Source organism: Leisingera sp. ANG-S5 (genome assembly GCF_000813925.1).
In the GTDB taxonomy this organism is placed as follows: domain Bacteria; phylum Pseudomonadota; class Alphaproteobacteria; order Rhodobacterales; family Rhodobacteraceae; genus Leisingera.
In genome coordinates, this window is the sequence record NZ_JWLH01000010.1 from 121,366 (window position 1) to 134,589 (window position 13,224).

The following is a 13,224-nucleotide window of genomic DNA, read 5'->3' on the forward strand; positions in this document are numbered from 1 at the left end:
GAAGGGCTCCAGCCTTCTTCTAAGATTGCTTGCCGGCGGACGTTAACTACGCAACGGCATCAAAATGAGAGCGCTACCGATCAGGCATATCATCATTCCTGCTATATCCCAGCGGTCGGGGCGATTGCCTTCGGCCAGCCACATCCAGAACATAGAACTGGCGATATAGACGCCGCCATAGGCGGCGTAGGCCCGCCCGGCAAATGCGCTGTCTGCGCGCGTCAGAAGATACGCGAACAGCACAAGGCTTGCGATGCCGGGCACGAGCCAGAGCGGCGAACGGTCGAGGCGCAGCCACGCCCAGAAGGCAAAGCACCCGGCGATTTCCGCCAGGGCTGCCAGGGCAAAGATCAGAAACGTCCCGGTCAAGATGCCAGCGCCTCCAGCACCGGGCACTCCGGGACATCCTCGCCGGAACATTGGCCTGCTGTTGCGGCCAATACTTTTTCGATCCTGCGAAGGTCTTCAATTTTCCGGCGCACATCGCTGAGATGGCGTTCAGTCAGGGCTTTCACTTCGCCGCAAGTCTGGGTGCCGCCATCCACGAGGCCAAGCAGCCCTTTAATTTCGTCAATGGCAAAGCCGAGCTCGCGGGCCCGCAGGATGAAACGCAGACGCTGAATGTGGCTCTGCCCGTAGATGCGGTGGCCCGCAGCCGTGCGCGGCGGGTCCGGCATGATGCCGGTCTTCTCGTAATATCGGATGGTTTCAAGGTTGCAGCCCGTTGCCTTGGCCAGCTCCCCCCGAGTGAGAGATGTCGCGTTTTTGTGATCTGGCATCGTAAATAACCTCCTTGCCCCTGTAGCTACTACAGGCCCTACACAAGGTGCCAGCCCTATTCGTGAGGAGAAAAATATGAGGATTGCTGAAAAGCAAACCGGAGAAGCGGACACGGGTGTGAACCGAAGCAGCAAAGGCTGGCTTGCCGCGGGCGGTCTGCTTGGCGCGGTTTTTGCGTCCGCCTGTTGCGTCGGACCGCTGGTTTTGCTCACGCTCGGTATCTCGGGGGCCTGGATTGGTAACCTGACCGCACTTGAGCCCTACAAGCCGGTATTCGCTCTGATCGCGCTTGGCTTCATCGGCGCCGGCTTCCGGCAAGTCTATTTCCGCAGGCCAGCCACCTGCGAACCTGGCTCCTACTGCGCCAAGCCTTCTTCGGCACGCATCACCAAAACCGCACTCTGGATCTCGCTGGTTCTTGTTGTGGCAGCTCTGACCATCACCTGGTGGGCGCCGCTCTTCTATTGAAAGGAATATCTCATGAAAAAAATGCTCGCCGCGGTTCTCGGCTTTGGCCTTCTCGGAATGGCGTCCATCGCCTCCTTTGCGCTGCCCGCTGCCGCCCAAAGCGTTGCAGCGGAGGAGACTGTAACCTTCGCAGTTGAAAATATGACCTGCGCGCTCTGCCCGGTGACTGTGAAGCACGCCATGGCGGGGGTGGGTGGCGTGCGCTCTGTAGACGTGGATTTTGAAGCAAAGACTGCCACGGTTGTTTTTGACAGCGCGGCAACAAGCGCTGAAGCTATTTCGGCAGCCTCCGCAAATGCTGGTTATCCGGCGATGGAGAAGGGCTGATCCTGTGCGCGACAGTCTGATGGGAGGCCTCGCCGCGACAATCCTGGCGGCACCGCTGGTGATAATCTGCTGTGGCGGCCGTGTCCTTTTGTCTGCGCTTGTCGGAACGGTTGGCGGGTGGCTGACCGGGTACGGCATGATTGCCATTGGGCTGGCGGCTGCGGCTCTTGCATTGGTCTGGCGTTCGATGCGCTGCGGCTGTTTCTGCCCCCACTAGGATGGTGCTCCTTTGGGGCTGAATCTGATCCCGGCAAAGTTCGCCGGAGCATGAACCAATCACAAAACAACGGCGCCCGCGCGCGCCCTGAAAAGGATCAAAAAATGAACAGCGACTGCTGCACGCCGAATGGAGAATATGACCTTGCTGTCATTGGGGCCGGATCGGCGGGTTTCTCGGCCGCGATTACTGCGGCCAAAGGCGGCAAACGCGTGGCGCTGATCGGGCACGGCACCATCGGCGGCACCTGTGTGAATGTGGGTTGTGTGCCTTCGAAAACGATGATCCGTGCCGCCGAGGCGGTGCATGGCGCGATGGCTGCGCATCGCTTTCGCGGTCTGAAAGCCAGCGCAGAAGTCACAGACTGGGCTGCGATAACCGGGGCCAAGGATGATCTGGTCGCTATGCTGAGGCAGAAGAAGTATGCCGATTTGCTCCCAGGATACGAGGGTGTCACCTATATCGAAGAAGGCCCCGCGCGGCTGGTTGCGGGCGGTGTCGAGGCAGGAGGCCGGTTTATCCAGGTGCCGAAGGTGATCATCGCAACCGGCGGGAGGCCAGCACAGCCAGACATCGCGGGAATTGAAACTGTGCCGTCCCTGGACAGCACGTCTCTGCTGGAATTGGAGCATTTGCCTGAACGCTTGATTTTTCTGGGCGGCGGATTCATCGGCGTTGAATTGGCGCAGATGATGTCCCGGATGGGCGTCAGTGTGTCTCTTGTCTGCCGCTCTCGCCTGCTGCCGCAGGCTGAGCCAGAGGTCTCCGAAGCGCTGGCGGAAATCCTGCGCGACGAAGGCATTACGATTTTGGAAGGCGTTAGCTACGAGGGTAGCCACCGTGAAGGCAGCGAAGCAGTTCTGCACGTGCAAAAGGACGGTGCGGTGCAGGATCTGGAGGCAGATTATCTCGTCCTGACAACCGGGCGCACCCCGAATACCGAGGGACTTGGCCTTGCGGAGCTGGGGGTTGAAACGGATGCGCGAGGGGCCATTGCTGTCGGCGTGGATATGCAATCCAGCCGCCCCGGCGTCTATGCGGCCGGGGATGTGACGGACCGCGATCAGTTTGTCTACATGGCAGCCTATGGCGCGAAACTGGCAGCCCGCAATGCAGTTCTGGGCGGTCAAGAGACCTACGATAATGCGGCGATGCCCTGGGTTGTATTCACCGACCCGCAGGTGGCGGGCGCCGGCCTGACCGAAGCGCAGGCGCAAGCGGCGGGCCATGAGGTGAGAACCAGCGTTCTCACGCTCGACAACGTGCCGCGCGCGCTTGCGGCTCGGGACACGCGCGGCCTGATTAAACTGGTGGCCGATGCCAGGACAGACCAGCTTCTGGGAGGTGTTATCATGGCGCCGGAAGGCTCCGACAGCGTCCAGACTCTGGCCATGGCCTTGAAATTCGGAATGACCGCTAAGTCACTTGGAACTACGATATTTCCCTATCTCACTACCGTAGAAGGGCTGAAACTCGCAGCGCAGACCTTTGACATGGATGTAGGTCAGCTCTCCTGCTGCGCAGGGTGAATTGGGAGCACATCGGATGACCGGTATTGAAGCTCTCCTGCAAGACATTGACAGCCTGTCGCTTATCACGGTCGGTCTGCTGCTTCTCGCCGGTTTGGTGGTAGCATAGCCCGAGTTCGTTTTGCTTGATTGCCGTAGCGACAGGGCTTGGCGCCAGAACGTGGCAGTTATGTTTGCGGCCTTGGGGGTCTGGGGCACGGCAAGCGGTTGGCCTGACCTGATTGTTGCTGCGGTCATGGCAACGTTGTTTCTTTCCCCTGCTTTCCAGATCGTGCGCCAAGCGCTCGCCGAGCGCCGGGAAGTTGGAGAACATCAGCATGTTTGACGAGGATCAAGACAACCTATCTCGAATGATGCGAAATTTGCTCAACTGAGTCGCAAGTACAGAGGACTCTCACTATGCACCTGAAACGCCGCCAAATACTGACTTACGCCGCAGGCTTCGCCAGCACAGCACCATTTGCCACGTTTGCGCAAAACACACCTTCCATCCATGTTCTCAAGGATCCGAATTGCGGCTGTTGCAGTGCTTGGATCGATATCCTTCGGCAGGAAGGCTTTCGCGTTACCGAGGAGCGCAGCTTTGGAACACTGCTCGTCCGCCACAAATTGGACAACGGCATTCCCGAAAAAATGATCTCCTGCCACACAGGCGAGATCGATGGCTACATGATCGAGGGGCACGTACCGGTTGCCGACATTCGTCGTCTATTGGAGGAGCGACCTAGCGCCATTGGACTTGCTGTTCCTGGGATGCCCTACGGTTCGCCTGGGATGGGGCCGGAAGATCGTCGTGAGGCCTACGACGTATTCTTGATCCTTAAGGACGGCAGCACCGAGGTGTTCACGAGTTACGAAGCGGCCTGAGGCGACATTCATCGAGCGGAATCAGTAAGGAGGAGAAGATGACACGGCGTGGATTACGCATTCTTGCCCTTGGCGTTTTGTCTATCGCTATTGCCGGTGTGGCCGGTGCCCAACAGCAAGCAGGAGACTGGTGGGGTCATGGGCCAATGGGACCGGGCCACATGAGGTCTGAACGCATGCCTGGTTGGGGGCATGGCAACATGGGACCTGGCCAGCAGCAGCGCATGCAGCGACACTGGACATACATGAACGAGGGCGTGCCTTCAGCCTATCGGGGGGCTCGAAGCACCATTCGCGCGACACCCGGAAATCTTACGGAGGGTCAGGCACTTTACACGGAAAACTGCGCGAGGTGTCATGGCGCCAAGGGTTTGGGAGATGGTAAAGCCGGACGCTCGCTCGTTCCCTCTCCGGCCCTCCTGAGATGGTTGATCCAGATGCCGATGTCGGGAGATGAGTATCTTCTTTGGGCTATCTCCGAGGGTGGAGAACGCTTCGGAACAGACATGCCAGCTTTTAAACAAACGCTGAGTGAAGAAGACATCTGGAAGATCATCGCCTACATGCGCTCAGGTTTCCCTTGATCTGTCGTCAATCTGCTGGTCTTCGAAGAGATTTTTTGCTGTCGATACTGTGACGATAGTTCCAGCAGATAAAAGTCTGACAAGGCGGCATTCTGGTAGGAAACACGGAAACAGACATTCCTGTAAGCCGCAGCACCAGCAGGTTAGGGGCTCGAAACTCGATTTCGCCGCACGCAGCATAAACGTCTGCTTGCTCCGATGGCAAACCAATGAGTTAATAATGAAGACTGGTGCGAGAGAGGGGAGTCTGCTGAAAAAAAGATTGAGGGGTTAGTGGCGCCTTAGTGAAAAAACTATGTGTCACCCTTCACTAATTGACGCAATCTGACGGATGAGCGCGGGGTCAGCTTGCCGCACCCCGCCTGCGAAAGTGAATGCGCTCATGGCTAAAAAATGGCGTATATGCGGAGCCTAGGCTAACCAAATCAACTTTTTCACCCCGGCATCCTACCTACTTTATCACCCTGATCTTTGCCCCGAAAATGGCTTTCTGCCCCTGATCGGCCTGCAACTGTGTACGGAAGTCCCAGCCGTGCGCCAGAAGCTTTTCTGGCAGATCGGCGGGGGCCAGCTTGGCATACTTGAGCGCCATATCTGGTTTCTTCCAGCCGCCACGCGTCATCAGCAGAAGCAAGTCCTTGTTCATCGCATAGTGCCATGTGGCAAAGGTATGCCGCAGCGTGTGCGGTGTCACATCGCCGCCTAGTTTGGCCGCAACACGCGCCTTGGTGAAGGCAGCTTCAATCTGACCGCCGCTGCCGGTGCTGAGCTTGTATGCCTTTCCCTTCGGCGTGCGGAAAACAGCCCCGGTTTCCGGCAGTCCTGAAGCAGCAAGCAGACGCATCACACGCGCCGGAAATTCGGCCATTTTCAGCTCGCCATTCTTGGATGTCGGAATGAGCGCTTGACGGGTTTCTAGGTGAAGGTTTTCACATTGCAGTCCCAGCGCCTCGCTGGTGCGGCAGCCGGTTCCAAGCAGGAATGTCACGATCGGGAGCAGGTGTGGCTCGCTTGCTTCCAGTAGATCCTCGGCCTCGCCAGGTGTCAGCCAGCGGATTTTGGACTGGGGCTCCTTGCGACGGCGGAAGCGGCGCGGAGTCACATGGCCATCGTCAGCGGCTAGATTGTAGATGGCGCTGATGGGGGTGATGATCTGCCGGTTGATGGTGGCGGGTGCAGCGTCGGGCATCAGGATCGCCCGTGCCGCTTTGTTCGCCGCGTCATTGTCGACGTCGGCCAGCCGTGTCTTTTCCCCGAAGTGAATCAGCAGCGGTCCGATGAACCGGGTTTCCCCACCACTTTCCATGTAGGTCAGCGCAGCCTCGGCAAAAGTCAGGGTTGCCGACTTACCAAGTGTCGCACGCTCGATGATTTCGGCTGACCGTCTTACACGGATGATTTCTGCGGCTTTTTTGTCGCTAACTCCAGTGCTCTCATAAATGCTTTGTCCTGCGAGGGTACCCCGGATGACGAAATTTCCGGTGGGTTTGCCTTGGCTGTTTTTGCGCCGAAAGAGAATGAGGGGCATCTCTGAACCTCCCCCTTAAAGAATGCGTTTAGCAGATCCGGCGGACGGTAGAGGATGCGAACTCGTCCGCTCACCTCAACCCGTGCGAGGCTGCCGCTTTTGAATTTGGAGTCCAGCCCGCTGCGACTGGTGAAGATTTTGAAGCGGGCGAGATAGGCTATAGCTTCCTCTGTGGTCAGCAGACGCTCCTCGGACAGTGCATGCATCGGATGATCCTCAAGCAGGCAGTTGATTGTGGCCGGGCGACCGGGTGTTTCCGGCGCCTGCTGGCTTTTGGCATGTCTTCTCCGGTCCCGTGCCATTGACCGAGGTCTCCTGTCTCCGGCGGGCGGCGGCCGCCCGCGTGCGTTGATGGAGACAGTTTACGGCGCTCGATTGGGTTGGATCGACCCGCGCTATGAACCTGTAGAGGCGAGAGATGTGGATAAGTGCCTAGAAATACGGAACTTTCCCTCTGCAGAGGGCGCCGGGCAGGGACGTTGGGCAAAGAACTGTCCGGCAGGGGTTTTGGGCAAAGTTTTTCCAGGAGGGAATTATCCGGATTTTGGGTCAACCGGTGCCTGCACCGCGGAAGTTTGCGCATAAGCTTTGTGCAAATCCGGTGGCGGCGCGGCTTGGTTGGCGGGCGCATCTACTGGTCCTGGACCGGCTCCGGACCATTTTTGCGCGGCACGTCGCGCAGCCAGGACCGGACCGCTTTGGCATCGAACTCTCGTTTCTGCACCAAGTCTGCAGCCATGTCCTGCAGCAGCTGCTGATGGGGGTACAGCAGCGCGCGCGCGTGGTCCTCGGCGTAGTCGAGTTTCTCACGGAGGCGTTTGCGGTCGGGTTCAGCCAATTGCGCGTGATCCTGCGGTCCAAACCAGCTGTTGCCGAAGGCGCCTAAACCCAGTTCAAAATCCATTGCCAGGACCATCCGCGCTGCTTTCCCGAGGTCGGACGTGGCACTGCCGCCAGCGCCCGCGGACACAGTATTAAAGATGAGCCGCTCCGCTGCCCGACCGGACAAGTGGACGTACAACTGACGGTCGAAATCCGACGGCAGACCTGCATTCGGAGGAACATCCCGTTCGATTGTTCCGCCTGCGGCAGCCACCCGGACCTGTGTGATCGCCTCGCCGAAGATCCAGGCGACGATGGCATGGCCGCATTCATGGACGCAGATGCGGTAAAGTAAGTCATGGCTCTCCTTCAGTTCCATGACTTGCAGATGGCGGCGTAGAAGCTGGAGATCGAGCGGGCAGCCGCTGTGCCGGGCTTCACTGCGGGCAGAGCGCACCGCGGCGTCGATGTCGGCGGCGGTCTTGCCGATGCTGTCCCGCGCCAGCAGCTGCAGATCCCCCTCTTGGACTGCGTCCTGCAGCCGCTCAGCAATGAGGTGCTGCAGCATCGCCTTGCTTGGCAGCGGCATCTCGATCTTGATGTCAAACCGCCCGGCTCTCAGCACCGCGGGGTCTAGGTGCTCCGGGTGGTTGCAGGCACCGACGACCATGATCCCTTCCTCCCGGCTGACGCGGTCCATCTGCTCAAGGAACCCGGCGACCACCTGGCGCCTGTAGCTGGCACTGTTGTCGCCGACGCTGTCGCGGGAACCGATCGCGTCAATTTCATCCAAAAAAAGGATACAGGGAACATTCTTCTTCGCTTCATCGAAGCTTTTGCGCATCGCAAGCAGGAGGTTACCCAAGTGACCGTTGGCCTGCCATTCAGCGCAGCTGGTCTCGATGCAATTAACCTCGGCGCTCCCTCCCATTGCCCTGGCCAGATAACTTTTGCCGGTGCCTGGCTTGCCAAAAAGCAGCAAGGAGTGCGGGATCTCATTCCAGGCCACGCCGCCTTCGGCCCACAGGCGCAGGTCAGCAACCAGTTGCCGGGCGGTGTCATATGCTGGGCCAATGCCTGTGATCTCTTCCCTCGGGGCGTGGGCTTCGGGCGGTGAAGCCGCAGCGGCAGCAAGCGCTTGTGTGATGCGCTGCGCGACCCTTTTGGCAGTGGGCGCACGCAGGGCGAAAGAGAGTGTGGGGGTGGAGAGTTCTTGCAGCTGGCCGCTCGGGGGCAGCGCGGCGCGGGCGGCGGCTTCATCAATGCGGCCCGTGCGGCTGTGGGTCCGACGCAACAGGGCGATCAGAAAATCTGCGTCCACCTGTGGCAATGCCAGCTGATGACAGTGCTCCGCCACCAGCGGCGCCGGCAGGGCCATCTCATCCGGCAGGCAGATCCACAAAGGCTGGCTGTGCGCCAGGCCTTTGATGATTTGGTCGCGCAGCTCATCAATGTGTTGCTGTTCAATCGCACCATCGCGGGCACTGGGGACAGCAAGGGTCACGCGCTGAGGCAGCTGCACCTGGCGCCGGGCGTCATAGGCCTGCCAGCCCGGCGGCAGCAGGGCGTGGTTAAGGAGGTTTTCCACGCTTGAAAAACCGGAAGCAGGAACGTTGCGAAGGATCAGCACGGCGCCACGGGCAAGCTGCGCGTCCACTGCAGCCGGGGAGCCGAAGGCCGCGGCGATCCGCAGCAGCAGAAGCAGCTTGTCTGCCGGCAGGTCTGGGTCCGGCAGCCAGCGGCCCGTGTTGTCACAGGCATATGGGTCGGCACCTTCCTGCTCCAGCGCTTCCCAGAGTTCCGGCGGCAGATGCCGCGCGTCCGGCTGCTCGCTCAGATGTTGCAGCAAAGAATGGGGGTGATCCGGTGCAGGGGGCACAAGGGGCTCCTCGGCGCCAGCACTGTCGTCTGGCGCGTCTTCTTTGAGTGTCTTGCGGCGCGCCTGCTGCAGCTCATGGTAATAGAGATGATAGCGGCGGGCGCAGCCTTCGGCGAACTGCCACCAATCGGGGCGTGCGGATTTGGAGAGATCGAGCTGGCTCATGGCAAGCCTCCTGTGAACAGGCAAAAGGGATCGGGCGCCCGGTGAAACCGGGCGGGAGATGTTGGAAATTGAAGGGGAGGGGGCGCTTAGCTGTCTTCTTCTGCCTCGATGGCGTCGAGCATCGCGAAGATCACCTGGGCCGCATCGGCGAAATAGACCTCGCTGCGGACCCGCAGGGCGTCACTGTAGAGCTCTGGCGGTGCGACTTGATCGGAAAACCCCGCCTGCAGCTTCGCGTGCAGCCGCTTCTCGGCCTGCAAGGCCAGCTGCCCGGTTGCCATCGGAACGGTCTTCAGGATCTTCGCGTCCAGGTCACGGTGCTTCAGCAACTGGTGGCGCAGGCGGGAATCCGGGTTCCGTGAAAAGCCAAGCTTGACGAGGCGCAACCCGGAGGCCAGCCGGAATTGCATCGCGTAGAGGTAGCTTGGTGCGGCAGGCCAGTCCTCACCGCATTGCCCGCAGGCAAACCGGCTGGTTTGCATGTTGGCACGGGCGATCCTTTGTTCGTGGCCGCAGGACGCATGCCGGTACAGACGGTAGTTCTGGTTGCCACCTGTGTCTTCTCCGATCAGGTGCCACCCCCGTTCTTCTGCTTCAGCCTGTTCTTTGTCAGCGTGGCAAATCTCGCACCGTACACTGCACAGGCCTTCGGCTGCCCGCTTCACCATCTCAAATTGCCGGCGCAAGTTATGGCCGCAGGGGGCGATATAGTGGCCATAGTGACGGTCTTCCGGATCGCGGCCTGCCCACTTTAAACCTGCGGCCGCGGCGTCGGCCTGCCAGCGCGCTTCGATGCAATGCGGGCACTGCGGCTGGCTGTTCATTAGAACAAAGATCTTGCTGGCATGTGCCAAGCCGCAGCTTTGGCAGGCTAGAAGCAGATGATACCGGTCTTTGATGCGCTGGACGATTTTGAATCCTTTTGCGTTGGCGGCGGCGCGCCAGTGGGGATGGACCGTTTGCGGGAAATGTTCGCAGGTTGAGTGGGGCATAGCAGCCTCCGCATAGGCAAAATTGGGCTGGGCAGGCGCCGGAACTGGCGCTTGCTGAAACTTCAGACATGGCATGGCTGAGCCGGGCGCAGCGGCGTGTCCGCCGCGGGCCGGGTCAGAAGAATGCTGGGATGGTGGGCCTAGTTGGGCAGAAAGTTCTGCGCTTCAGCCGCCACAGAGAGTTCGATGAGAGCGTTCATCTGTCGCGCGCCTGTCTGCAGCAGGGCTTGGCAATCACCATCTTCGACGGTGAACAGCTCCTGGTTCTCATGGAACAGCTGCTGAAATCTGAGAGCCTCTTCCGGCCCCGTGGACTCGATGAGGAAGTGCAGCAGCATGCTCATGCGCTGCAAAGGCAAGTCGCTGGCCCGGACCACCTGCGCGGTCAGGATGTCGCCGCTGAGTTTAAGGCAATCCTGCCATTTGGCTTCTGCGGCCTCTTGAAAGTTGGTGCAAGCGGGATCCCAGGCGAGGGAGTGAGACAGATCACGCTCCAAATTCAGGGCTTCGTCCACTGCCTTGGTTAGTGCGCCGAAGGTGTGGTTGATGAAGGTGGGGCTGCCATCTGCGACAGATGCGGGCCACGGGTCTTTCAGCGCGCACTCGCGCATGATACGGAAAGTATCAGCCATAGTCGGTCTCCTTCCGCGAGATCGGTTTGGTTAGGGCCGGGCGGGGAGCTTCCACCTTCCCCTCGGTCCGTTGCAAATGTGTGCAACTAAATGCAATATGCACCCATTGAATCTGAATGTCAACTGCACACAAGTGAACACATGGCCAGAACATCAGCGATATCTGTACGAGTGACTGAAGAAACCAAGAAAGCCGTAGAAAAGGCAGCGGCGGAGGATGACCGGTCTGTAGCCTCTTTTGTTGAACGGCTTCTGATCGCGCACCTTAAAGAACAAGGGTATCTGCAAAAGTAAGTGCGGGCGCCTGGAGGAAATGACCCAGGTGTCTGGTTCCAACTTCGCATGATCGGCTTGCTGCCCTTCCAGATTATCGAAAAACAATAAGTCATCCCAGGCCCCCGGCAGGGCGAGTCCAGCAGGCTGCTGGCCGCAGGAAGCATGTTTGGGCGGAGCCCGGACTGCGACCGAGGAGGGGATCGAAGGGGGTATCCCCCTCGCGAACTGGCAAGTTGAAATTCCGGGGTCCAGCCCGGGATTGCAACTTGCCTAGTGAGTTACAAGCCTCACAAAAACAAAAATAAGCCTATCGGGATTTTCTTCGTCTTCGCGGAGACTCGGATCAGAGAAGCAGATCCGAGCAGCAAGATGACAGTACAGCCCAAGTTTACCAACTCAAAGCCCGTAATTCTTAATGAAGCACCGGTCGTGCTGCGATTTGCAGGCTTGTTTCCGCGGGACCTTGGCAAGTTCAAGATGCATGACGAGCGCGGCGGCGGCGACCTGGATCATGTCGACCAGGAGTTGTCGCGGCTGAACCAGGTGCTGGCCGGCGAGCCGGGCTGGCAGCAGCAGATACGCGGCGAAATTGCTGAGATGCGCCGTCACAATCACGAGGAGCATTTGCGCGCTCTGAAGGCCAAGTCACGCATGAAGGACGCCAGGAAGCTGGAGGCGGAAGGGCCTGCAGACCCCTGGCGATCCTGCAGCAGAGGCCCGCTTCGTGAAGGCATATTCACTGTCAACAAAGACTGGTTCGGCGGCGCAGGGCTCTCTGAATGGGATCCGGAACGTGTCTCTGCTTTCCGCAAAACCGCCATGTCGTTCCTCCGTGAAAACTTTCCAAACGGTCAACTGCGCTATGCCAGTGCCCACGTCGATGAGGAGGCTTATCACATCCACTTTGTCGTGGCCGTTTGGACCGAGAAACCATCCGCCAACCGCGGGCATCAGATCCTGCTGCAGGCATCTGAGAACCCGCTCATCAAAAGCTATGAGCATGCCCAGGATCTTGCCGGAGAAGCCTTCGAGACAATTGGGATCACTCGGGGGGAGCGCCGTGCCGAGGCCCGGCGCCAGGCTCGGGCAGAGGGAAAACCTCTGCCCGAGCGGCGGCAGCATGTGCCGCCGTCAAAGTGGCGTGCCGAGGAGCGCCTCAAGGCGCAAGCGGAGAAGAAGCGCATCCTGGGCGATGCCCAGGACGAGGCAAAGGCGGCCGTTGAAACCGGCCGGGACCTGGCCAAGGCCACGGTCAAGAAATCGCGTAAGCGCGCGGTAAAAGAGGCGCGGGCCCGCAAACAGCGGGCCGCGCGGGAAGCTGCAAAGATGATCCGCCGCCGCGATACAGCGGAGGCAGAGGCTGTGCAGAATAAAAAAGCGGCTGACGCCGCGAATGCTCTGAAAAAGAAAATTGTGGCTGAGGTCGGGGTATTGGAGCCGAGAGTGAAAGGGTATGAGGCAAGGGCGGAAGAAGCTGCAGAAAAGTACCGGGCCGAAACGGCAGCGCGGAAGGCCGAAGAGGAAAAACGCGCGCGGGTTATCCAAGAAAGGCAACAGGCCGAGCAGGTGCTGAACGCCACGAAGGCGGAGAAATCTGATCTGGCCGCTCAGCTGCAGCAGATGGTTCAGCACCGCCGTCAGGCAGAGAAAGCGGCTGCTGAGGCCCGGGCTGCCCGGCTGGCTGAGGAGAAGAGGCTGCAGGAGGCAGAAGAAAAGGTCCGGTTGAAGGCAACGGTGGCAGAGGTCATCACGGATGCCATCGAGTCCGGGTTGGATTTGGTTGCTGAAGGGGCGATTTGCTGGCGGGAGGCGTCTGCGGATCAGCAGGCAGGCTTGACCTGGGGCGTGGCCGCTCCGGATACCAAGGGTGCGCGGGCCGAAACGCTGAAAGAAATCCGTCCAGCAATGCGGATAGTCACGCGTATTGCTCAACTGGTGGCCCGGACCGTGAAACGCGTCCTCGCCAAGGAACGGCAAAAGCTGAAGCAGGACGCGGATTATGTGCGCGGCCTGCGTCAGAAATGGGCGCCGGAAGATGATGCGCGGCTGTCAGGGATCTCGCGTGGGGAGCCGGGGAATGGGCCAGTGTAGGCAACAGTGCTAAATACATGCTAAAATGACCTCTGAGACGATCCGCTCAACATGCGGAACCAGAGAC

The 13,224-nt window shown here is 59.7% G+C and carries 13 protein-coding genes and 1 pseudogene; 8 read left to right on the plus strand and 6 right to left on the minus strand.

Annotated features, from left to right (window positions below; translation table 11 throughout):
* Positions 1-42: 42 nt before the first annotated feature.
* Both RA25_RS15175 and RA25_RS15180 read right to left on the minus strand, forming a co-directional pair.
* The gene (locus RA25_RS15175; RefSeq protein ID WP_051357805.1) at positions 43-420 is read right to left on the minus strand and encodes a YnfA family protein; all 378 of its coding nucleotides are present in this window, start codon (positions 418-420) and stop codon (positions 43-45) included.
* A complete protein-coding gene (locus RA25_RS15180; RefSeq protein ID WP_039173608.1) occupies positions 366-779 on the minus strand; it encodes a MerR family transcriptional regulator in 414 nt (137 codons plus the stop codon). The genes RA25_RS15175 and RA25_RS15180 overlap by 55 nt, the downstream gene beginning before the upstream one ends.
* A gap of 76 nt (positions 780-855) precedes the next feature.
* Here RA25_RS15180 and RA25_RS15185 point away from each other — a divergent pair, with 76 nt between their 5' ends.
* The 6 genes and pseudogenes from RA25_RS15185 to RA25_RS22180 all read left to right on the plus strand — a co-directional run bounded on the left by RA25_RS15185 (position 856) and on the right by RA25_RS22180 (position 4,772).
* A complete protein-coding gene (locus tag RA25_RS15185) occupies positions 856-1,248 on the plus strand; it encodes a mercuric transporter MerT family protein (RefSeq protein WP_039173611.1) in 393 nt (130 codons plus the stop codon).
* Between the two features lie 12 nt (positions 1,249-1,260).
* Positions 1,261-1,575, plus strand: coding sequence for a cation transporter (locus RA25_RS15190; protein ID WP_027236544.1), 315 nt, complete (start codon positions 1,261-1,263; stop codon positions 1,573-1,575).
* Positions 1,576-1,896: 321 nt separating this feature from the next.
* Complete coding sequence (gene merA / locus RA25_RS15200; RefSeq protein ID WP_027236545.1) at positions 1,897-3,321, plus strand: mercury(II) reductase; 1,425 nt, start codon at positions 1,897-1,899, stop codon at positions 3,319-3,321.
* A gap of 157 nt (positions 3,322-3,478) precedes the next feature.
* Positions 3,479-3,646 (plus strand): annotated as a pseudogene (locus RA25_RS23115) (cation transporter); the annotation flags it as partial.
* Positions 3,647-3,720: 74 nt separating this feature from the next.
* A complete protein-coding gene (locus RA25_RS15205; RefSeq protein ID WP_027236546.1) occupies positions 3,721-4,188 on the plus strand; it encodes a DUF411 domain-containing protein in 468 nt (155 codons plus the stop codon).
* 38 nt (positions 4,189-4,226) lie between these two features.
* Positions 4,227-4,772, plus strand: coding sequence for a c-type cytochrome (locus RA25_RS22180; RefSeq protein WP_082023082.1), 546 nt, complete (start codon positions 4,227-4,229; stop codon positions 4,770-4,772).
* Between the two features lie 451 nt (positions 4,773-5,223).
* On the opposite strand, the gene RA25_RS15215 is transcribed toward RA25_RS22180, so the two are convergent.
* The 4 genes from RA25_RS15215 to RA25_RS15230 form a co-directional block, all read right to left on the minus strand.
* Positions 5,224-6,300: a tyrosine-type recombinase/integrase gene (locus RA25_RS15215; protein ID WP_027236547.1), complete on the minus strand. Its 1,077-nt coding sequence runs from the start codon at positions 6,298-6,300 to the stop codon at positions 5,224-5,226.
* Between the two features lie 631 nt (positions 6,301-6,931).
* Positions 6,932-9,166, minus strand: coding sequence for an AAA family ATPase (locus tag RA25_RS15220; protein WP_051357807.1), 2,235 nt, complete (start codon positions 9,164-9,166; stop codon positions 6,932-6,934).
* 86 nt (positions 9,167-9,252) lie between these two features.
* On the minus strand, positions 9,253-10,020 hold the full coding sequence (locus RA25_RS15225) for a GIY-YIG nuclease family protein (RefSeq protein WP_241477424.1): 768 nt from the start codon (positions 10,018-10,020) through the stop codon (positions 9,253-9,255).
* Between the two features lie 278 nt (positions 10,021-10,298).
* A complete protein-coding gene (locus RA25_RS15230; RefSeq protein ID WP_027236549.1) occupies positions 10,299-10,790 on the minus strand; it encodes a hypothetical protein in 492 nt (163 codons plus the stop codon).
* 171 nt (positions 10,791-10,961) lie between these two features.
* Here RA25_RS15230 and RA25_RS23435 point away from each other — a divergent pair, with 171 nt between their 5' ends.
* Both RA25_RS23435 and RA25_RS15235 read left to right on the plus strand, forming a co-directional pair.
* Entirely contained in the window at positions 10,962-11,084 is a 123-nt protein-coding gene (locus RA25_RS23435; protein WP_206539693.1) for a hypothetical protein, read from the plus strand.
* Between the two features lie 255 nt (positions 11,085-11,339).
* Positions 11,340-13,157 carry a plasmid recombination protein gene (locus tag RA25_RS15235; protein WP_206539694.1) on the plus strand — a complete coding sequence of 606 codons (1,818 nt, stop codon included), beginning with the start codon at positions 11,340-11,342 and terminating at the stop codon, positions 13,155-13,157.
* The last annotated feature ends 67 nt before the right edge of the window (positions 13,158-13,224 follow it).

What these genes read in the sequence shown, in the direction of transcription:
- RA25_RS15205 (WP_027236546.1), top strand. Translation starts at nt 3,721, where the DNA reads ATGCACCTGAAACGCCGCCAAATACTGACTTACGCCGCAGGCTTCGCC.
- RA25_RS15220 (WP_051357807.1), bottom strand. Translation starts at nt 9,166, where the DNA reads ATGAGCCAGCTCGATCTCTCCAAATCCGCACGCCCCGATTGGTGGCAG.
- merA (WP_027236545.1), top strand. Translation starts at nt 1,897, where the DNA reads ATGAACAGCGACTGCTGCACGCCGAATGGAGAATATGACCTTGCTGTC.
- RA25_RS15180 (WP_039173608.1), bottom strand. Translation starts at nt 779, where the DNA reads ATGCCAGATCACAAAAACGCGACATCTCTCACTCGGGGGGAGCTGGCC.
- RA25_RS15230 (WP_027236549.1), bottom strand. Translation starts at nt 10,790, where the DNA reads ATGGCTGATACTTTCCGTATCATGCGCGAGTGCGCGCTGAAAGACCCG.
- RA25_RS15175 (WP_051357805.1), bottom strand. Translation starts at nt 420, where the DNA reads ATGTTCCGGCGAGGATGTCCCGGAGTGCCCGGTGCTGGAGGCGCTGGC.
- RA25_RS15185 (WP_039173611.1), top strand. Translation starts at nt 856, where the DNA reads ATGAGGATTGCTGAAAAGCAAACCGGAGAAGCGGACACGGGTGTGAAC.
- RA25_RS22180 (WP_082023082.1), top strand. Translation starts at nt 4,227, where the DNA reads ATGACACGGCGTGGATTACGCATTCTTGCCCTTGGCGTTTTGTCTATC.
- RA25_RS15215 (WP_027236547.1), bottom strand. Translation starts at nt 6,300, where the DNA reads ATGCCCCTCATTCTCTTTCGGCGCAAAAACAGCCAAGGCAAACCCACC.
- RA25_RS15190 (WP_027236544.1), top strand. Translation starts at nt 1,261, where the DNA reads ATGAAAAAAATGCTCGCCGCGGTTCTCGGCTTTGGCCTTCTCGGAATG.